This window comes from Mesorhizobium sp. USDA 3734 (genome assembly GCF_056279665.1).
On the sequence record NZ_JBWCCW010000001.1, the window covers coordinates 3,537,777 to 3,555,864 of the forward strand.

General features: G+C 63.6%; 18 protein-coding genes and 1 pseudogene. 6 read left to right on the top strand and 13 right to left on the bottom strand.

Annotated features, from left to right (window positions below):
- Positions 1-7: 7 nt before the first annotated feature.
- Both ACZ89F_RS17340 and ACZ89F_RS17345 read right to left on the bottom strand, forming a co-directional pair.
- Positions 8-433: a hypothetical protein gene (locus ACZ89F_RS17340; protein WP_476093121.1), complete on the bottom strand. Its 426-nt coding sequence runs from the start codon at positions 431-433 to the stop codon at positions 8-10.
- Between the two features lie 446 nt (positions 434-879).
- On the bottom strand, positions 880-1,773 hold the full coding sequence (locus tag ACZ89F_RS17345; protein WP_476093122.1) for a DMT family transporter: 894 nt from the start codon (positions 1,771-1,773) through the stop codon (positions 880-882).
- Positions 1,774-1,864: 91 nt separating this feature from the next.
- Here ACZ89F_RS17345 and ACZ89F_RS17350 point away from each other — a divergent pair, with 91 nt between their 5' ends.
- Positions 1,865-2,791, top strand: a complete 927-nt coding sequence (locus ACZ89F_RS17350) for a LysR family transcriptional regulator (RefSeq protein WP_476093123.1) — start codon at positions 1,865-1,867, stop codon at positions 2,789-2,791.
- A 40-nt stretch (positions 2,792-2,831) separates the two neighbouring features.
- Here the strand turns inward: ACZ89F_RS17350 and ACZ89F_RS17355 are convergent, their stop codons facing one another.
- Positions 2,832-3,422 carry a hypothetical protein gene (locus tag ACZ89F_RS17355; RefSeq protein WP_476093124.1) on the bottom strand — a complete coding sequence of 197 codons (591 nt, stop codon included), beginning with the start codon at positions 3,420-3,422 and terminating at the stop codon, positions 2,832-2,834.
- A gap of 125 nt (positions 3,423-3,547) precedes the next feature.
- Here ACZ89F_RS17355 and ACZ89F_RS17360 point away from each other — a divergent pair, with 125 nt between their 5' ends.
- Positions 3,548-3,781 (top strand): DUF2093 domain-containing protein, encoded by a 234-nt coding sequence (locus tag ACZ89F_RS17360; protein WP_476093125.1) that lies wholly within the window; start codon positions 3,548-3,550, stop codon positions 3,779-3,781.
- Here the strand turns inward: ACZ89F_RS17360 and lpxK are convergent.
- The 6 genes and pseudogenes from lpxK to ACZ89F_RS17390 form a co-directional block, all read right to left on the bottom strand.
- The gene (gene lpxK, locus ACZ89F_RS17365) at positions 3,778-4,803 is read right to left on the bottom strand and encodes a tetraacyldisaccharide 4'-kinase (protein ID WP_476093126.1); all 1,026 of its coding nucleotides are present in this window, start codon (positions 4,801-4,803) and stop codon (positions 3,778-3,780) included. The genes ACZ89F_RS17360 and lpxK overlap by 4 nt on opposite strands.
- 1 nt (position 4,804) lies before the next feature.
- Positions 4,805-6,121 carry a lipid IV(A) 3-deoxy-D-manno-octulosonic acid transferase gene (waaA, locus tag ACZ89F_RS17370; protein ID WP_476093127.1) on the bottom strand — a complete coding sequence of 439 codons (1,317 nt, stop codon included), beginning with the start codon at positions 6,119-6,121 and terminating at the stop codon, positions 4,805-4,807.
- Entirely contained in the window at positions 6,118-6,909 is a 792-nt protein-coding gene (locus ACZ89F_RS17375; RefSeq protein ID WP_476093128.1) for a lysophospholipid acyltransferase family protein, read from the bottom strand. Before ACZ89F_RS17375 ends, waaA begins: the two co-directional genes overlap by 4 nt.
- A 5-nt stretch (positions 6,910-6,914) precedes the next feature.
- Positions 6,915-7,160 (bottom strand): DUF4170 domain-containing protein, encoded by a 246-nt coding sequence (locus ACZ89F_RS17380; protein ID WP_127257990.1) that lies wholly within the window; start codon positions 7,158-7,160, stop codon positions 6,915-6,917.
- Positions 7,161-7,280: 120 nt separating this feature from the next.
- Positions 7,281-8,085 (bottom strand): annotated as a pseudogene (locus ACZ89F_RS17385) (3'(2'),5'-bisphosphate nucleotidase CysQ).
- Positions 8,072-9,415 (bottom strand): TldD/PmbA family protein, encoded by a 1,344-nt coding sequence (locus ACZ89F_RS17390; RefSeq protein WP_476093129.1) that lies wholly within the window; start codon positions 9,413-9,415, stop codon positions 8,072-8,074. The pseudogene ACZ89F_RS17385 and the gene ACZ89F_RS17390 overlap by 14 nt, the downstream one beginning before the upstream one ends.
- Before the next feature lie 167 nt (positions 9,416-9,582).
- On the opposite strand from ACZ89F_RS17390, the gene ACZ89F_RS17395 reads away from it, so the two are divergent.
- Positions 9,583-9,999 (top strand): VOC family protein, encoded by a 417-nt coding sequence (locus ACZ89F_RS17395; RefSeq protein ID WP_476093130.1) that lies wholly within the window; start codon positions 9,583-9,585, stop codon positions 9,997-9,999.
- 22 nt (positions 10,000-10,021) lie between these two features.
- Here the strand turns inward: ACZ89F_RS17395 and ACZ89F_RS17400 are convergent, their stop codons facing one another.
- Both ACZ89F_RS17400 and epmA read right to left on the bottom strand, forming a co-directional pair.
- Positions 10,022-11,296 (bottom strand): NAD(P)/FAD-dependent oxidoreductase, encoded by a 1,275-nt coding sequence (locus tag ACZ89F_RS17400; protein WP_476093131.1) that lies wholly within the window; start codon positions 11,294-11,296, stop codon positions 10,022-10,024.
- Between the two features lie 105 nt (positions 11,297-11,401).
- Positions 11,402-12,442: an EF-P lysine aminoacylase EpmA gene (gene epmA / locus ACZ89F_RS17405; protein ID WP_476093132.1), complete on the bottom strand. Its 1,041-nt coding sequence runs from the start codon at positions 12,440-12,442 to the stop codon at positions 11,402-11,404.
- Between the two features lie 117 nt (positions 12,443-12,559).
- On the opposite strand from epmA, the gene efp reads away from it, so the two are divergent.
- From efp to ACZ89F_RS17420, 3 genes are all read left to right on the top strand, one after another.
- Positions 12,560-13,129: an elongation factor P gene (gene efp / locus ACZ89F_RS17410; RefSeq protein WP_027038615.1), complete on the top strand. Its 570-nt coding sequence runs from the start codon at positions 12,560-12,562 to the stop codon at positions 13,127-13,129.
- A gap of 249 nt (positions 13,130-13,378) precedes the next feature.
- On the top strand, positions 13,379-14,536 hold the full coding sequence (locus ACZ89F_RS17415) for a helix-turn-helix transcriptional regulator (protein ID WP_476093133.1): 1,158 nt from the start codon (positions 13,379-13,381) through the stop codon (positions 14,534-14,536).
- Positions 14,537-14,708: 172 nt separating this feature from the next.
- Positions 14,709-15,743, top strand: a complete 1,035-nt coding sequence (locus tag ACZ89F_RS17420) for a hypothetical protein (protein ID WP_476093134.1) — start codon at positions 14,709-14,711, stop codon at positions 15,741-15,743.
- A 138-nt stretch (positions 15,744-15,881) separates the two neighbouring features.
- Here ACZ89F_RS17420 and ACZ89F_RS17425 read toward each other — a convergent pair whose 3' ends face one another.
- Together ACZ89F_RS17425 and ACZ89F_RS17430 are read right to left on the bottom strand one after the other, a co-directional pair.
- Positions 15,882-16,745: a patatin-like phospholipase family protein gene (locus ACZ89F_RS17425; RefSeq protein WP_476093135.1), complete on the bottom strand. Its 864-nt coding sequence runs from the start codon at positions 16,743-16,745 to the stop codon at positions 15,882-15,884.
- Positions 16,742-18,088 carry a M16 family metallopeptidase gene (locus ACZ89F_RS17430; protein ID WP_476093136.1) on the bottom strand — a complete coding sequence of 449 codons (1,347 nt, stop codon included), beginning with the start codon at positions 18,086-18,088 and terminating at the stop codon, positions 16,742-16,744. The genes ACZ89F_RS17425 and ACZ89F_RS17430 overlap by 4 nt, the downstream gene beginning before the upstream one ends.

Genomic DNA, 18,088 nt, shown 5'->3' on the forward strand with positions numbered 1-18,088 from the left:
TCCCGCTTCATTTCCTCTGGCGGTACTTTTTGGTCTTGTGGTCAAAGGCATAGTCGATCGTATATCCGGCGCCGCCACCTCGAAAATTCACCGAAATGATGTCCTTGCCTCGCTCGGCCCACTTCTGGACGTTCGCATAGATGGACGTCATCAGCATGCCGGCGTTGCAGCCATCATCGTCGAAGGCGATCTCCTGAACGACCTTCCTGCTGCTCTTCTTGATGACCTGCATCTTTACCATGCAAGTGCCTGAGTCGGTGTTCGCATAAACACCGGCAAACCTGTGGGCGGCTGTTTCGGCCCAGAAGGGAATCTCGACGGTCCCGTCGATCTTTGGGTCGCCAGTATCGTCCAGACCCGCGACCTTCTTGAGCGTGACGGCATACGTGTCTGCGCCCTTGCTCCAGGTGCCCGTCGCGCCGCTTTCAGCCATGTCGAGGGGGAAAACGGGCATCCGGTGGTGTCGACGGGGATCTTTGATCCAACCACCAATATCCGGTCGAATTCCTTGTCGTTCGAGATCTCGCAGAGCGCGAGCCTGGTGCCGTTGAGTTTGCCGAACACCGCTATCGGGCTTTGCTTGGCGTCGTAGAAATAGCTTCCCTCGACGGTGATGCCGCTGCCGAAGCCGTCATATGTCTGAAGCGAGACATGAACGGGCCGGGAGCCGATGGACCCTTCGTAATTCTCTACGTGATACCAACCCGCGGCGGCTTTTCCGGTCAGCAGCAAAACGCAAAAGATTGCCGATATGAACAGTCTTCCCATTCCGTCCCCCAGTGAAGGCAGCTCACCATAGCTGCCCTTCTCCCGGGTGTCTGCATGCGGGTAGATACGGTTCTCGGGATTTGAGTCCGGAAACAGCTCCAGCCTTTTGTTTCAACGCTTCAAATTCACCACGATGACGCCGCCCAGCGCCAGCGCGCCGCCGATTATGCCGAGCAGTGTCGGCACTTCGCCGAGCCAGAAGAAGCCGATCAGGGCAGACATGGGCGAGACAAGGTAGAGGAAGTTCGATGCACGCGCGGCCGGCAGACGCGACAGCGCGGTCGCCCAGGCGGCATAGGCGATGAGGCTGGGCACGATGCCGAGAAAGATCACAGCGCCGAGACCGGCGGTGTTGGCAACCGCTGCCTGCGCAAAGCCGCTCGGCAGGAAGGGCGACAGGCAAAGCGCGCCGAGCACCATATTGGAGGCCGAAATGGTCAACGGATGATGGCGGGCAAACAGCGGCTTCTGGACGATGGTGTTGACGGCCGAGCACAGCGCGGAGCCAAGAACCAGTAGCGCGCCGGTGTCGAAATGCAGGCCATTCCCGTCGGCGACCGCAATGATGCCGATGCCGGCGAAAGAAATGGCCGTGCCGAACCAGGCCCACGTTGAGAAGCGTTCGCCGAGCAGCGCCATTGCCATGATGGCGGTGAAGATCGGGCTGACATTGATGATGAAGCCGGCGGCACCGGCCGAGACGGTCAGTTCGCCGAAATTGAGCATGACCGTGTAGAGCGCGACGAAGATGGCGCCGCCAAAGACCAGGCGCCACACTTCGTCGAGTCTGGGCAGCGCCGGACGCTTGACGGCGAGGAAGATCGCAGCCGGCACGGCGGCAATGGCAAAGCGCAACGCACCCAGTTCCAGCGGTCCGAAGGCGGCGAGACCGGCGCGGATCGCCGGAAAGGCCGATGCCCAGCCAACCACCGTCAGTGCCACCGCGATGGCTGCCGTGGTGTCCATCCGCTGTGTCGGATTCAACGTACTGGTCATTGCGCTCATCTCACTGCCCTCGTCTTCTTCGGTCCTGAAAGGCAGGAAACGCCTTTTCGGGCCGGTTGACAAACGACCAAATCGAGGATCACCTGTGACTATGGATCACAGCTCGGACACAATGGTACCGCTCGAAACGCTGCGCGCCTTCGACGCCGCGGCGCGAACGGGCAGCTTTTCGGCGGCGGCAGAAAAGCTCAACATCACCCACGGTGCCGTCAGCCGGCAGATCGCCAAGCTCGAGGACTGGCTGGGATTGAAAGTGTTCGATCGGGGCGCGCGCGGCGTCTCGCTGACCATCGAGGGCAACCGGCTGCATCTGCGCACGGCCGAAGCCTTTGCGCTGATATCGACCCATTCCGACCGCTGGGTCGAGCCGCGTGGCACCGCCGTGGTGCGGCTGACCTCTATCCCCTCCGTCAGCGGGCTGTGGCTGATGCCGCGCATGGCGGCACTGGAGAACGATCCCTCCAAGCTGCGCATCGTGCTCGATGTCGACATCCGCCAGGCCGACCTTGCCGATGAGGGCATCGACCTGTCGATCCGCTGCGGCCGCGGCGGCATTCCGGGCCGCATTTCGGTGCAGCTTTTCGAGGAACATGTCTTCCCGGTCGCGTCACCCGAGCTTGCCCGCGAGATCGGGCGCGGCGACCCTGCCCGGTTGCTCAAATATCCGCTGATCAACGATTCCGACGCGTCGGCCTGGCGCGCCTGGTTTGCCGCGCAAGGCATGGACTACCGCCCGCGCCCGCAGGACCGTCGCTTCGAGGACTACAATCTGGTGCTCGACGCCGCCGCCTATGGGCTCGGCATCGCGCTTGCGCGCCCACCGCTGACCGGACATCAATTGAAGTCAGGCCGCATCACTCCCGTCGACGAGCGCACCGCGCTCAATCCGGTATCCTACTGGCTCGACCGGCCGATGGGACGGCCGCGTGCCGCCGCGGCAGAACTGGCGCGCCGTATTGCGGTGCAGGCAGGGCTGGCGCCGGAAAAGATGGAAGCCTTCATCGAGGCCGAGGGGTAGGCCCCCGCCCGGCTATCCCGAGACCCAGCCGATTCGAAACTCAGCGAAGCAACAACAGCACGAACCCTAGGATCACGGCTCCCAACAAACCGGCCATTGTCGAAACGAAGCCGATCTTCACCAGCAGACGCTCGGAGTTCGGCGCCGCAGCACCACGGGATTGCTTGGCCGGCCTTTGCCGGCCCGCCGGCGTATCCCGGGCGGCAGCGCTGCGCGGGACCGGAGCCTGCGGCGGGATAAGCGACAGCAATGACAACCCCGCAACCCTGGCGGGAGCATTGTCATTGGCCGTTGCCGAAGGCGGCAAGACGGCTCGCTGCGTTTCGGCTTCAGGCGCTGCCTTTCTCGCCACGACCGTTGCCAATACCGCTTCTTCCCCCGTCTCGAGCTGGGCAAGATAGGCCTCGACGATACCAGCCGACGCGATCTGCTGCGATTTGACGATCATCGGCGCCGCCGGCAAAGCCAACAGCGCCGGTGCTGCCTGTTGCGCAAGCATGGACGGCGCAGGCGGTTGGACCAGCGCTTTGACCAGTGCCGTCATGGCTGGGTCGGCCTTTGCCGACGGCACGGCCTGCGGCGTCATCGTTTCCCGAAGCAAGGCGGCAAGGCGGGCGGAGGAAATGTCCATAGTGCCCCGACATCAGCGTTTTTCTCCCCAACAATAGGGGGTCAGCATTGTCTCAGGCTTGTCACATGCTTGACCTCGCCGGGAATTTATGGCGATGAAATCCCCATGAACCTCGGCGTCCCCGCATGATGAACCGTTTCGAAGGCCCCGGCGGCAAGGAAGCCCGCATCCGCTACCTCGATGGCGACTTCCAGGTCACCAGCCCCGGCGCATTCGTGCGCTGTGCAGTGACAGGCGAAAGCATTCCGCTCGACGAGTTGAAATACTGGAGCGTCGCCAGGCAAGAGCCTTACGTCAACGCCACCGTATCGCTGCGCCGCGAAATCGAGATGCATCCGGAACTGCGTAAGCGGCGCTAGCCCTTCAGCTTGCGCTGGCGCCAGGCATCGAGCGTTTCGCCGATGATCCGCTCTGGAACATTGTCGAGTTCGAAAACCGTGTCGATCTCCAGCACCTCGAGCCGGTCGAGAAAGTCTTGTGAGGCGCCATGGCGCAGCCGGGCGGCGTCCTTGGCGGTGGTGATGAGGCCGAGCCCCTCGGCGCGTGCGGTCGCCGCCAGTTCGGCAAGTTCGTCCTCGGCATAGAAATGATGGTCCGGAAACGGCCGCGTCAACGCCAGCTCGCCGCCGGCCTCGCGCACCGTGTCGAAGAATTTCTCGGGATGGCCGATACCGGCGAAGGCCAGGAACCGCTTGCCGGCGAGCCCTGCCTTACCGTTTGGCTCGGTGTGGGCCTCGAAGATCGGCCGGCCGGCGCGTGCGGCCTGGCGGACCACGGCGTCGGCCGCGGTGCCCTCGCCCATCTTCAACAGCCCGCTGGTGAAGACCAGTTGGTCGACGATCCTGGCCCGGAGCGGACCGCCCGGAATGACGCGGCCATTGCCGATCCCGTAGCGCGCATCGACGACGACCAGCGCGTAGTCGATGTGGATGCGGGCGCTCTGGAATCCATCGTCCATGATCAGGAAATCGCAGCCGTGCCGTTCCAGCAGCAGCCGGGCGCCGGCGGCGCGGTTCGGCGTCACCGCCACCGGCGCGTGTTCGGCCAGCAGCAGCGGCTCGTCGCCGACATGCCTGGCGCTGTCGTGATCGATGTCAACGACATGCGGCTCGGCGAAGGAGCCGCCATGGCCGCGCGACAGGAAGCCGGGTTTCAGATGCATGCGCTTGGCCTGCCCGGCGAGCGCGATGGCCACGGGGGTCTTGCCGGTGCCGCCGACGGTGAAATTGCCGATGCACAGAACCGGTGCCTCGATCTTCTCGCGCCTGGCCCGCCGCATGCCGCGGCCGGCGGCGGCGGCGTAGATGGCCGATAGCGGCGACAGTGCCAGGACCCGCCAGTCCGGCTCTTCCCACCAGAATGGTGGTGCTTCGGAAGCCACGCTAGCGCCCGTTCGCGCCCTTCAGGCGCGACTTGACGACCAGCGGCTGGATGTAGGGCTCAAGCGATTTCAGCGTGCGCGCCAGCGCACCGCGCATCTCGTCGACGGTCGCAACGCCCGCCGCCATCATCTCGTGGCGCGCCACTTCGTTGGTCAGGAGGAAATTGACGGCGCCGGCCAGCATGTCGCGATCGCGCACCAGCTTGGCGCCGCCGCTGTCGAGCAGACGCTGGTAGGCCTCGCGAAAATTCTGCACATTGCGCCCGGCAAGGACCGCCGTGTCGAGCATGGCCGGCTCCAGCGGGTTCTGGCCGCCCTCGGATGTCAGCGAGCGGCCGACGAAGGCGATCTCGGTCAGCCTGAGATAGAGCCCCATCTCGCCGATCGTGTCGCCGAGCAATATGTCGGTGTCGGCTGTGATCCTGTCGCCCTTGCTGCGCCGCGCGACCTTCAGGCCCATGCCGGAAATCTGCGTCGCCAGCGCCTCGGCGCGGTCAGGGTGGCGTGGAACGACGATCGTCAAAAGACCGTGGTGACGTTTGTGCAGTGTCGCGTGGACCTCGGCAGCGACCACCTCCTCGCCGTCATGGGTCGAGATCGCCGCCCAGGTCGGGCGCGGGCCGATCTGCCGCCGCAGCGTCGCCAGCACCCGTTCGTCAACCGGAGGCGGCGACGTGTCGACCTTGAGGTTGCCCGACACGGTGACCGGCCGCGCGCCGAGCGCCAGAAACCGCTCGCCATCGACATCCGACTGCGCCACCACATGAGCCAGGTTCTCGAACAACGCCTCGGCGATGTTGGCCCGTTTCTTCCACGACTTGAACGAGCGGTCGGACAGCCTGCCATTGACCAGCACCTGCGGCACGCGACGCGCGCCAAGCTCGAGGATGGTCATCGGCCAGATCTCGGATTCGGCGATGATCGCCAGATCCGGCTGCCAGTGATCGAGGAACCGGCTGACCGCCGGCTTGAGATCGAGCGGCACATACTGGTGGATGATGCGGTCGCCGAGCCGCTCGTCGGCGACCTGCGCCGAGGTGACGGTGCCGGTCGTCAGCACGATGTTGACGCCATAGTCGAGAATGCTTTCGACCAGCGGCACCACGGCTATTGTCTCACCCACGCTCGCGGCATGAATCCAGATCACCGGCCCGTCGGGGCGCGCGCGGCCGGCGACACCATAGCGCTCACGGCGACGGTTGCGGTCTTCCTTGCCCTGCGAGGTGCGCCAGGCGACATAGGGTCCGACCAGCGGATAGGCGGCCGCACCGGCAAAACGATATGCCGACAGCATGGTTCGCGCCCACAGACCGCTCATCGCGGGCCATCCACGAGACGGTAGGCCTCGGCGGTCGCGGCATTGAGCGCGACTGTCACTTCCTGGCGCTTGCGCTCCATTTCGGCTTCATCGGCGCCGGCCGCCACGAAGATCGGCGGGCCGATGACGATCGACGAGCGGCCGAACGGCAGGTTGATGGTGGTCTTGTCCCAGCTCTTCTCCAGCACCTTGCGGCGGCTGGTGGTGATGGCGACAGGCAGGAGTGGCCGACCGGAGAGCCGCGCCAGGAGAACGATACCAAGCCCTGCGTCTCGTGGCGTACCGTGCGGAATGTCTGCTATCATGGCGACGTTCTTGCCGGCACTGAGCGACTTTTTCAGGGCGATAAGTGCTTTTGCCCCGCCCTTGTCGAGATGCCTGGCATTTTCACGCCCACCCGACCCGCGCACCGCCTCGATGCCGAATTTCTCCAGCATCAGCGCGTTGAGCTCGGCATCGGCGCTGCGCGAGACCATGGCGACCAGCGGCTTGCGCTTGGGGTAGTAGGCTGGCGTCAGCAGATGCTGGCCGTGCCACAGGGCGATGATGCCGGGCTCGAATTCGGTATAGGCCCCGCCCGAAAACCGCGCCGATCCCTCGACGACGCGATTGGTGAGGCGCACGAACCGGACGAACTGGGCGAACAGGCTGGCGATGGCGTTCTTGACGAATCGCGACTGCGCCAGCGGTTGGCGAATCTTGCGCCAGAAGGCCTTGGTCGTGCGGCTGCGTCCCCTGCCCGTCGGTGCGGCGTCGCGCGCTGGCCCTTTCGCCAGATCATGCTCCATCGAAGTCAACCGGCAGCCTTGTTGTCGGGGTCGAGCAGCCGATGCAGATGAACGACGAAATAACGCATGTGGGCGTTGTCCACGCTGGCTTGCGCCTTGGCTTTCCACGCCGTGTGCGCGGATTGATAGTCCGGATAGATGCCGACGATGTCGAGCCCTTCGAGATCGCGAAATTCAGTGCCGCCAAGCTTCTTCAGTTCGCCGCCGAACACCAGATGCAAAAGCTGTTTCTTTCCGTCTTCCGCGGCCATGTCGGTCCTTCACATATCGTGAGTTTGTGACAGGTCTAGACCAAAGCCGCCGACTTTGGAACCTTTAGAGCGAGATGAATTCTAGAGCGAGATGAATTCATCGCGCTCGGGAAAACGCTTTCACGCATCCAGCCCGGCGATGACGCCGGCGAGCACGGCCAGCAATTCACCGCTGCCGGCGGCAAGCGCGCCGTGGCGGGTCACCTCGCCGGCATAGAGCGGGGCGCGGCCGTGCTGGTCGAGCAACTGGCCGCCGGCCTCGCGCAGGATGAGATCGGCCGCCCGCAATGTCCCAGTCATGCGCGTTCGGTTTGACGAAAGTGGCATCCAGCGCGCCATTGGCGATCATCGCCAACCGATAGGCGAGCGAAGGGCTGTAGGGCGCCCGCTTCAGCCGCGCCTGCCATTCGGCAGGCATCAGGTCGGTCAATTGCTTCAGCCCGGAAATCTCGGCCGTATCCGCCAGTTCGCGCACCGCAATGCGCTTGCCGTTGCGGAAGGCGCCCTGGCCGGGCAACGCCCAATAGGTCTCCTCCATCGCCGGACATTCCAGCACGCCGGCCAGCGTGCGGCCATGCTCGACGACGGCAACGCTGACGCACCAGGTGCGCAGGCCTTCCAGGAAACCGCGCGTGCCGTCGATCGGGTCGACGACGAAGGTGCGGCGTGCCGAAAGCCGAACCGGATCGTCGACTGTTTCCTCCGACAGCCAGCCATAGTCCGGTCGCGCTGCCAGCAGCGTTTCGCGCAGATAGGCGTCGGCGGCATGGTCTGCCTCGCTCACCGGCGATGTGCCGCCCTTCATCCAGACTTGCGGTTTGTTGCCAAAGTAGCGCATGGCGATGACCCCCGCCTCGCGGGCGGCATCGCGCAGCAGCGGCAAGTCTTCGGTAGCCCCGGCTATGGTCAGGTCATGCTCCGGCAAGGGTCATGCCTTCGATCAGGAGCGTCGGGGCCGCGGTGCCGAAATTGCGGTCGAGATCGCTTGCCGGCACCATGTTGAGGAACATGGTCTTCAGGTTCGAGGCGATGGTGACCTCGGCGACCGGATAGGCCAGCTCGCCATTCTCGATCCAGAAGCCCGAGGCGCCACGGCTGTATTCGCCGGTGACCATGTCGACGCCCTGGCCGAACACCTCGGTGACGTAGAAGCCGGTCTTGAGCGATTTGATCATCTCTTCCGGCGATCGCTCGCCAGGCTCGATGGCGAGATTGGTGGAGGATGGCGTCACGGAAGAGCCACCGCGCGCGCCGCGCCCATTGGTGACGAGACCCAGCTCGCGCGCGGCCGAGGTCGACAGGAACCAGTGGTTGAGCACGCCCTTCTCGACCATCAACAGCTTTTCGCCCTCGACGCCTTCGCCGTCGAACGGACGCGAGGCCTGGCCACGCCGCCTGAGCGGCTCGTCGGTCACCGTGATGGCGGACGCGGCCACCTGCTTGCCCATCATGTCGCGCAGGAACGACGTCTTGCGCGCGACCGAGGCACCGTTGATGGCGCCGGCAAGATGCCCGGCGATGCCACGCGCGACGCGCGGGTCGAACACCACGTCGATCGGCCCGGTCGCCGCCTGGCGCGCGCCAATGCGCCGCACGGCGCGTTCGCCGGCCTTGCGGCCGATGTCTTCGGGCGCATCGAGATCGGCAAAATGCTGGCGCGAGGAGAATTCATAGTCGCGCTCCATGCCGGTGCCCTCGCCGGCGATGACGCTGGCAGAGCGCGAGAAACGTGAGCCGACATAGTGGCCGAGGAAGCCATGCGAGGTGGCCAACACCAGGCCGCCAAGACCGGCACCGGCGCTGGCGCCGGCCGAATTGGTCACGCCCTTGACGGCAAGGGCCGCCGCTTCCGCCGCAAGGGCTGCTTCCTTCAACTGGTCGGCCGACACTTCGGTGGCGTCGAACAGGTCGAGATCGCGCGTCTGTTTGGCGAGCAATGCCGGGTCGGCCAGCCCCTGATAGGGATCCTGGGGCGACACTTTCGCCATCGCCAAGGCGCGCTCGGCCAGCACCTTCGGATCCGAAGCCGCTGTCGCCGAGACACTCGCCACCCGACCGCCGACGAAAACGCGCAGCGCGACATCCTCGCTCTCGGACGATTCGGTGCCCTCGACCTTGCCGAGACGCACCGACACGCCGGTCGAGCGACCGCGTACGGCCACCGCGTCGGCGGCATCGGCGCCGGCCTTCTTGGCAGCCTCGACCAGAGCCGCGACGCGGTCGGTCAATTTTGCTGCGTCTGATATATCGGTCATGCCTGAAATCCTGCTGGGGCGGCCGGTGTCTGGCCGCTGCCCACCCATCTATTGTTCCGGTCCGGCTTGTGCAATGGCATAGGCTTCAATCAAAATGCGGGGTTGACGGTTCAAATCGCGAACCCTGTGACGCAAAATCGGTCCCCAGCCTGCTCGGAGCATTTTCGATGACACCCTTCCATCTCGCCTTTCCGGTCCGTGATCTCGATGAAACCCGCGTTTTCTATGGCGAGGTGCTGGGCTGTGCGATCGGGCGTTCGTCAACGACCTGGGTGGACTTCGACCTGTTCGGCCACCAGATGTCGGCGCATCTGCGGCCGCAGGCCGCACAGGCTCCCAGCGACGGCAAGGTCGACGGCATTGTCGTGCCGATCCCGCATTTCGGCGCCGTGCTGCTGATGGACGACTGGCAGCGCCTGGCGACGCGGCTGGAGGCGCGCGACGACATCGACTGGCTGGAACGGCCGATGGTCCGCTTCAAGGGCGAGCCCGGCGAACAGGCGACGCTGTTCATCCGCGACCCCTCGGGCAATGCGCTGGAATTCAAGGGCTTTCGCTCGCTGGAGCAGGTTTTCGCGCACTAGATCAGGACGCAGGCACGGTCGATCAGCGACCGAAGCGACCCGCCGCAAAGGCTGCGAGGCGCGCGGGATCGCCGCGTCCGCCGATCAGGTCTGCGACCAGACGCGCCGTGATCGGGGCCAGCGTCAGGCCGAGATGGCCATGACCGAAAGCATGGATCACCCGGGAACTGCCGTGTGAAGGGCCGATGACCGGTCTGGAATCCGGCAGGGACGGCCGGAAGCCGAGCCATTGCGACGACGGTGAGCCTAACCTGGGAAAGATTTGCCTGACGCCACGGTCGAGCAGCGCCAGCCGGCGCGGGTTTGGCGGCGCGGTGAGCCCGCCGAGCTCGACGGTGCCGGCGATCCTCAGCCGTCCGGCCATCGGCGTCATGTAGAAACCGAGATCGACCGGACAGACCGGCCGGGTCAGCAGCGGAGCGTCGGTCTGGAATTCCAGGTGATAGCCGCGCTCGGTCTCGAGTGGAATCCTGTCGCCGGCCTGCGCGGCCAGGGCGCGCGACCGTGCACCGGCGGCAATCACGACCGTGCCCGCCTTGATGCTGAAGCCGGGGCCGCTGAGCCGGACACCGCCTGCCTCGACCTGCAGGCCGGTAATCTCGGCTTGTCTCACTGACACACCACGGGCGGTGGCTGCGCCCAGCAGTCTCTGCATCACCGCCTTCGGGTCGGTGACATTCATCGAATCCGGGAAGTACAGCCCACGCGTCCCACTTGCCGGCAGGCCCGGCTCAAGAGTTGCCACCTCGTCAGACGTCAGAATCTCCTGATGAATGCCGAATCCGGCGCGCATTGTCCGGCCGGCGGCGGCGGCGGCAAAATCGCTTTCGCGGCGATAGAGATAGAGGCAGCCATTGCGACGCAGCAGGTCTTCCAGGCCGGCTTCCCCAGCCATGTCCTCCCAGGCCGGCAAGGCATCTGCCAATAGCCCGGCCAGTGCCAGCGCGTTGGCGCGGGTGGCCGCCGGCAGCGATTGCCGCATGAATTGGACCAACCAGGGCGCAAGCTGCAACAGCGCCGGCCAGCGCAGCGAAAACGGGCTGTCGGGATCGAGCAGCAGCTTTGGCAGCGCACGCAGCACGGAAGGCGTGCCAACCGGCATACAGGCGTATTCGGCGATCGTTCCGGCATTGCCTGATGAGGCGCCGGAGCCTGGCTCATTGGGGTCGATGAGCAACACTTCGCGCCCATCCGCGGCAAGGCGGAGCGCCGTCGCCAGCCCGACCACGCCAGCACCGACAATGGCGATTTCAACGGTTTCAGAAGCTGCCGCTGTCGGATCTTCGTGTTTGACCATGATCTTTTGAACTCTCGGTCCCGCGTGCCGCTTATGTGGTCGCTTGGTTCGGGGTCACGGTCCAGTCTTCATCCCTCAAATCGAATGGGCCAGGCTTTCTCGCCTTCAGGCGACAGGCGTCCAGATGACATCCTCGACCTTCTGCGCGCCGGTGGCCAGCATGACCAGCCGATCGAAGCCGAGCGCGATGCCGCTGGCCGGCGGCATGATGGCAAGGGCGGCGAGAAAATCCTCGTCCAGCGGATAGCGCTCGCCATAGATGCGCTGTTTCTCATCCATCTCGATGACGAAGCGCCGGCGCTGCTCCTCGGCGTCGGTCAGCTCGCCAAAACCGTTGGCGAGTTCGACGCCGCAGCAATAGAGCTCGAAGCGCTCGGCGACGCGCGGGTCGCTCGGGCTCGGCCGAGCCAGTGCGGCCTCCGCCACCGGATACTCGCACAGGATGGTCGCCCGCCCCTGTCCGAGGAACGGTTCGATCTTTTCCACCATCACCCGGCTGAACAGGTCGGCCCAACTATCGTCGGGCGCGGTGCGCAGGCCGGCCCGAACCAAGGCGGCGTAAAGCGTATCGCGGTCGGTGGTGCCGTTGGCGGCGACCGTGGCCAGCAGGTCGATGCCGGCATGGCGGGTGAAGGCCTCCGCGACGCTCAGCCGTTCCGGCTCGGCAAACGGATCGCAGTCGCGGCCCCGGAAGAAAAAGCGCGTCGCCCCTGCCCTTGTCGCGGCCAGCGCCAGAAAGGCGGCGCAATCCAGCATCAGGCTCTCATAGGCCTCGCCCACCCGGTACCATTCCAGCATCGTGAATTCGGGATGGTGCAAGGGACCGCGCTCGCGGTTGCGATAGACCGGACCGAGGCTGAAAATGCGCTGCTCGCCGGCGGCAAGCAACTTCTTGCAGGCGAATTCCGGCGAGGTGTGGAGATAGAGCGGCGACCGCGCGCCGTCCGGCCCGACCGCTTGCGTGGCGAAAGCCGCCAGATGCGCCTCGTTGCCGGGCGAGACCTGTAGCGCGGCCGTTTCCACCTCGACGAAATCATGGGCAGCGAACCAGTCTCGCAGGCTGGCGGCGATGGCGTTGCGCAGCATCAGCCGCGGGCGGCGGTCGGCATGGACATGCGGCGTCCACCAGGGCGAAGCTTCGGTCATGGGGCTCAGATCATGGTGGAATGGGGCTGGCGGCGGCGGCCAAGATGCGCTAGGCCCCCATCCAGCGCCGCACTAGCCGGCAAACGCCAGTCAACTCTTCTTGCAGGATTTAAAACCGTGGTGAAAGTCATCGCCAGTTCGCTCCGCAAAGGCAATGTCGTCGACAAGGACGGCAAGCTTTATGTGATCCTCTTTGCTGAAAACATCCACCCAGGCAAGGGCACGCCGGTAACGCAGCTCGACATGCGCCGCATCGGCGACGGGGTGAAGGTTTCGGAGCGCTACCGCACCACCGAACAGGTGGAGCGCGCCTATGTGGAAGAGCGCGAGCACACGTTCCTGTATCGCGACGGCGAAGGCTTTCATTTCATGAACCCGGAAAGCTACGACCAGGTCGCGGTGTCGGAAGCCGTGGTCGGCGACATGGCGCCTTACCTGCTGGAAGGCATGGCCGTGCAGGTGTCGCAGTTCAACGGCATCGCCATCTCCCTGGTGCTGCCGCAGCGCGCCACCTTCGAAGTGGTGGAAACCGAGCCGACGACCAAGGGCCAGACGGCCTCGTCCTCCTACAAGCCGGCCGTGCTGTCCAACGGCGTGCGCACGCTGGTCCCCCCGCATATTGCGCCAGGCACCCGCGTGGTGGTGATGACGGCCGACGGGGCCTATGTGGAGCGGGCTAAGGACTGAACCATACTCCCGGCGCTTGGCGGTTTGGGATAACGGCACGCACAAGCAAAGGTCCGGAGCGCGTGGTGTCACGCTTCAGGGATAGTTTGCAGCGTGAGCCTTGCCGCACGAGCGAAAAGCACAGCTGCAATCGGTGTGACAGCAGTCCGATTGGCGGGTGCTAGACCATGATCTTCATCAGTTGCGAACAAACTTAAACACTGTCAATAATCAGAGGTACTCGCCCGGTTCTTATGGTTACATGTCAAAATGGGGTTTGGCGCACAGCTCTCAAATTTTGACAAGCTAGGCAATGAAATTGCCAGCCTCGTTGACGGCGTTTGTGTTGGCAGGTCGACATGGAGTGAGGTCGTTGCTGCTGTAGCGGATGCTGTTCCTGGCTCTTTTGCGGCGATCCACAACAAGAATTTCTCTACGCTTCAGCTCAATTCGTTCGTAACGCACAATCTTCAGCCGGGTTTTTTTCAATCCTATATGGATCACTACGCGGCGGTGAACCCCTGGATCGAATACTGGTCGAAAACTCCAGCTGGAAAGGTCGCTGCCAGCGAAGCAGTGGCGCCAAGCGCCCTCTATCGCGACACCGAATTCTATAATGACTGGATGGTACCGCAGAACGGCATCGAAGCCGCCGCCGGGGTAAAGATCGAAGCCGACAGCGGCGAGACGGTACAGATGTTGCTGCACTATCCCATAGGACACGCGCCCACATACGACGTCCTTGCTGTTCGCCTGTTGGAGCGCTTGCGAGGCAATCTCAACCGATCGGTCGAATTTGGACGCGCCGTGCGTTCTGCAACCGAGAAGGCGATGAGTTCGGCCGCCCTCGTGGGGGCAAGCACTCGTCCAGCGTTCGTCGTTGCTGCCGGCTGCCTGCTGATGGAGGCCAACAGGGCGGCAGAGCGTGTTTTTCGATCCGGCAACGCAGTCATGGTCACCGGGCGCAGAATTCGTCTGACAAACCCGCTTGCCAACACCGCGTTCATGCAAGCCATCACTCTTCTATGCCAGGGAACTCCAACGGACATCTCGAGCATATCGTTCGGAACTGCCGACAGCAGGTGGCACATTTCACTCACCGCGATCGAACCTGAAGCCGCCGTTTGCAGTTTGGCGCCGCTTTTGCCGACCCGGCGAACGGTTCTGGTGCGCATAGCCGACCTCAATGCGCATGAGACCAGGCAGCTCGACATGCCGGCGGCGCAGACACTGTTTGGACTGACGCCCTCCGAGAGGCTGCTGTGTGAACGGCTGTTAAACGGAGACAGCCTCTCCGAAGCTGCGGACGGCCTTGTCATCGAAAGAGAAACTGCGCGAACTCGCTTGAAGTCGATTTTCGACAAAACCTCCACTTCGCGCCAAACCGAACTCATCCTGCTCCTGACAAGAATAGCGCGATACTGCTGACCCCACTCGCGCAACCCCCGTTTGGGGCGTGCGGCGTTGCCGATTCCCATGTTGTCTGCCCCTCAGGCATGGGCTGCAAGGAACGCAGTCCAAGTGAGGGCCACCTCCGAAGTCCAGTTCAATTCGTTACCGGAAGCCTCGGAGCGCAAACATGTTTCCTGGGAGATGCTACATGTCCGCAAAAACGAACACTGCTCTGATAATTCTGACCCTTTTGTCAGCGCCAGCGAACGCCCGAGATCAATCGGATTGCCAGGGTGCGCTCATTCAAAACACAAAAAACGTGCAGCATGACGTTGCCCAGAATTTGGCAATTCTACACACAATCAAGAAGTCCGATTTCGAGCAGGCAAAACGCTCACTCGATATGTCAGGATCGGCATTGATCGGCGGCATCCCGTTGACAAGCGCGATGTCCTGGGACCAGTTCGATGAAACGAGGCAACAATATTTCTCCGAATACAGATCGGACTTCAGTGAGCAGGACAACCTGTCTTGGAACGAGGTCTATCTCGCCCCGGCCGCCGCACAGGCATACAGCGAGTGCCTTCGATCGTTAAGGCCCGTTGGCACGCATATATGGGTGGTCGACAGCCGACCGGGCTCGGATATCGTAACGGTGCGCGTTGCTTTTTACACCGACGGCAACGATCCTCGGAAAAGAACATTGAGCATCAACAACATCGGAGGCACTTTGGCGATCGATGACTTTCAACGCAAATTGATGGTCGACTTCCGGGGTCCAAAGGAGTTCGACATTCTGTTTCAGCGTAGCGACGTAAAGAAAGACGCGCGTTTGGTCGTTTCAGTAAGTGACACACCCCAAGGAAACGCCAGCCTCACGGTTCCTCGCGATCCGTCGATCTCAAAAAGTGTGGTGGATAGAAAGAGATATGTAACCTCGAGGATCGTATCCGTCGCTAATTCCAACGAACAAAGTCCAGGCGAGCTCTGCTTTCCAGCGACACCAGCCGATTTCGAGCAAGTGGCGGGGTACTTGCTCGTTCCATCAACCGCCACAACAGGCAGACAAGTCCTCGGCGGTGTGGGTGACGAGAACATTGGCATTTCGAAAACCGAGACCGACCAGGTTTGTGCACAATACAATGTCGGTGGCGACAGTTGGGGGCACGGTCGATCCGTGCTTTTCACCCTCTGGGTGGCTGGCGAGCGTCGCTTTTGGAAACCTTATACATCGGAGGACTAGCTAGGGCTGCGCGGCCGCGTTCAATGCGCAGCTAAGATAAAGTTGTTCAGCGCTGGCGATTCAGATTCCTCGTATCAACGAGACGTGGCGGCGGCTTGGTGTACCAAACCCCCGCCAGTACCACACTCCAAATTACCTTCACCCAGCAACCCGCTTCCCGCGCTTGCCCTTCCCGCCCCTCGCCTCCAGCACCCTCTCCACCTGGCGCTTCAGCTCGTCCTTGATGTCCACCGTCTCGCTCATCAGGGCGTCGATCTTCAGGAAATCGAGGACGCGGTATTTCGACACCGCCGGTCGGACCAGGATGTCGGGGCGGCACTGCTTCAGCTTGTTGGCGATGATCGACTGCATCATCAGCTGTGTGGCGCCGAACATCAGGTCGACGGAGGTCGGCTGTTTGCGGTCGGCCTCTTCCGGCGCGCCGACGACGTCGACGCCGATGATGATGTCGGCATCGTTCTCGAGCAGGTCGAATGGCACGGGGTTGTAGATGCCGCCGTCGATCAGCAGGCGGCCGTCGCGGGTCACCGGGCGGAACACGGCGGGTATGGCCGCAGAGGCCGCAAGCGCGGAGTGCAGGTCACCATCGTCGAAGACGGCGAGCTTGTGGCCGAAATAGTCGGTCGCCGTGACCTTGAGCGGGATTTTCAACTCAGCAAAGGTCTCGGGAATGGCTTCGGGCAAAAATGCTTTCAGGATGCGCTCGACATTGAACTGGCTGACGCGGATGCCGTTCTGCATGGCTTCGGCGATCGTGCCCGGCCGCGCCCGCCACATGCGGCTCGCCACTTCGGCGCGGCGGCCGAGGATCGAGCGGGCATAGTCGTGGATCTCCTTGCCGGTCATGCCTGATGCCATGCCGGCGCCCATGATGGCGCCGATCGACGAGCCGGCTATGGCCACCGGCTTGATGCCCAACTCGTCCAGCGCCTCGATGACATGGATATGCGCCAGCCCGCGCGCGCCGCCGCCGCCGAAGGCTATGCCGAAGGTCGGGCTCATCCCTTGCCGGCTCCGGCCAGTTTCGGTCCTATGACCATGATGGTCGGCTCGGCCGACAGCAGCTTTTTCGCCGCCGCCTTGACCTGATCCAGCGTCACCGCGCTGATGTAGCCGGCGCGGCGCTGCATGTAGTCGATGCCGAGATCGTCGAGCTGCAGCTCGACCAGCGTCGCGGCGATGGAACTCGACGAGTCCAGATTGTTGATGGCGTAGGCACCGATCATGTATTTCTTGGTCGCCGCCAGCTCCGCCTCGGTCGGGCCTTGCTCGGCCAGTTGCTTGACCACGTCGCGGACGATGCCCAGCGTCTCGGCCGCCCGGTCCGACCGGGTGCCGGTGCTGACGATCAGCGCATTTGCGTGGTCCTGGTTGATCAGCGAGGAGTTGACGCTGTAGGCCAGCCCCCGCTTTTCGCGCACCTCCTGGAACAGGCGCGAGGTGAAGGTACCGCCGCCGAGGATCTCGTTCATCAGCACTGCGGGAAAGAAATCCGCCGCCTTGCGCTTCACGCCGGGAAAAGCGAGCTGCAGGGAGGTCTGCGGCAGGTCATAGTCGACCTCGACATGCTGGGCCAGCTTGGGGTCGATATCGGCCACCGGCCGTAGCGCCTGGTTTTGCGGCAGATCGCCGAACACCATGTCGAGCTTCTTCTTCAGCGTCTCGGGGTCGATGGCGCCGACGACGGCGATATGCAGGCCGCCGCGCGCGAAAATCGCCTTGTGAAAGGCTTTCAGGTCATCCGGCGTGATGGTGGCGATGCTTTCCTTGGTGCCCTGGTCGGACCGGGAATAGGGATGGTCGCCATAGAGGGCGCGCGCCCATTTGCTCTGTGCGACCGTGTCGGGATCGTTCTCGCCGGCGATGATGCCGGACAGGATCTGGGAGCGGATGCGGTCGATCGGCATCTGGTCGAAGCGCGGCTCGTTGACCGCCAGCCGCAACAGATCGAAGGCCTCGTCGCGCTGCTCGGCCAGCATGCGCATCGAGCCGTAGATGCCGTCGCGGCTTTCGTCGAAACTCATCTCGGCACCGGCATCGTCGAGCTTGATCTGGAAGCCTTCACTGTCGAGCGGGCCGGCGCCTTCGTCGAACAGGCCGGTCATCAGGTTGGCCAAACCCTCCTTGCCCGGCGGATCCTGCGTCGAGCCACCGCCGAAGACAAAGCGGATGGCAACGATCGGCACGGAATAGTCCTCCACCAGCCAGGCGGTGATGCCCTTTGGCGAGGTGACGGACTGGATGTCCATGGCGCGCGCGGTGAGCGTGGGCAGGATCAGGAAGAGAATGGAGAGGAAAAGGGTTGCAAGCGGCGCGCGTGCGCGTATCGCGTTCGTGCTCATCAT

Bases quoted from the DNA above. Each gene is read 5' to 3' on its own strand.
- ACZ89F_RS17375 (WP_476093128.1), bottom strand. From the start codon at position 6,909: ATGGAGCATGATCTGGCGAAAGGGCCAGCGCGCGACGCCGCACCGACG.
- ACZ89F_RS17395 (WP_476093130.1), top strand. From the start codon at position 9,583: ATGACACCCTTCCATCTCGCCTTTCCGGTCCGTGATCTCGATGAAACC.
- ACZ89F_RS17415 (WP_476093133.1), top strand. From the start codon at position 13,379: ATGGGGTTTGGCGCACAGCTCTCAAATTTTGACAAGCTAGGCAATGAA.
- ACZ89F_RS17345 (WP_476093122.1), bottom strand. From the start codon at position 1,773: ATGAGCGCAATGACCAGTACGTTGAATCCGACACAGCGGATGGACACC.
- ACZ89F_RS17350 (WP_476093123.1), top strand. From the start codon at position 1,865: ATGGATCACAGCTCGGACACAATGGTACCGCTCGAAACGCTGCGCGCC.
- waaA (WP_476093127.1), bottom strand. From the start codon at position 6,121: ATGAGCGGTCTGTGGGCGCGAACCATGCTGTCGGCATATCGTTTTGCC.
- ACZ89F_RS17425 (WP_476093135.1), bottom strand. From the start codon at position 16,745: ATGAGCCCGACCTTCGGCATAGCCTTCGGCGGCGGCGGCGCGCGCGGG.
- ACZ89F_RS17400 (WP_476093131.1), bottom strand. From the start codon at position 11,296: ATGGTCAAACACGAAGATCCGACAGCGGCAGCTTCTGAAACCGTTGAA.
- ACZ89F_RS17390 (WP_476093129.1), bottom strand. From the start codon at position 9,415: ATGACCGATATATCAGACGCAGCAAAATTGACCGACCGCGTCGCGGCT.
- ACZ89F_RS17360 (WP_476093125.1), top strand. From the start codon at position 3,548: ATGATGAACCGTTTCGAAGGCCCCGGCGGCAAGGAAGCCCGCATCCGC.
- ACZ89F_RS17380 (WP_127257990.1), bottom strand. From the start codon at position 7,160: ATGGCCGCGGAAGACGGAAAGAAACAGCTTTTGCATCTGGTGTTCGGC.
- ACZ89F_RS17420 (WP_476093134.1), top strand. From the start codon at position 14,709: ATGTCCGCAAAAACGAACACTGCTCTGATAATTCTGACCCTTTTGTCA.
- ACZ89F_RS17430 (WP_476093136.1), bottom strand. From the start codon at position 18,088: ATGATGAGCACGAACGCGATACGCGCACGCGCGCCGCTTGCAACCCTT.
- ACZ89F_RS17355 (WP_476093124.1), bottom strand. From the start codon at position 3,422: ATGGACATTTCCTCCGCCCGCCTTGCCGCCTTGCTTCGGGAAACGATG.
- epmA (WP_476093132.1), bottom strand. From the start codon at position 12,442: ATGACCGAAGCTTCGCCCTGGTGGACGCCGCATGTCCATGCCGACCGC.
- ACZ89F_RS17340 (WP_476093121.1), bottom strand. From the start codon at position 433: ATGGCTGAAAGCGGCGCGACGGGCACCTGGAGCAAGGGCGCAGACACG.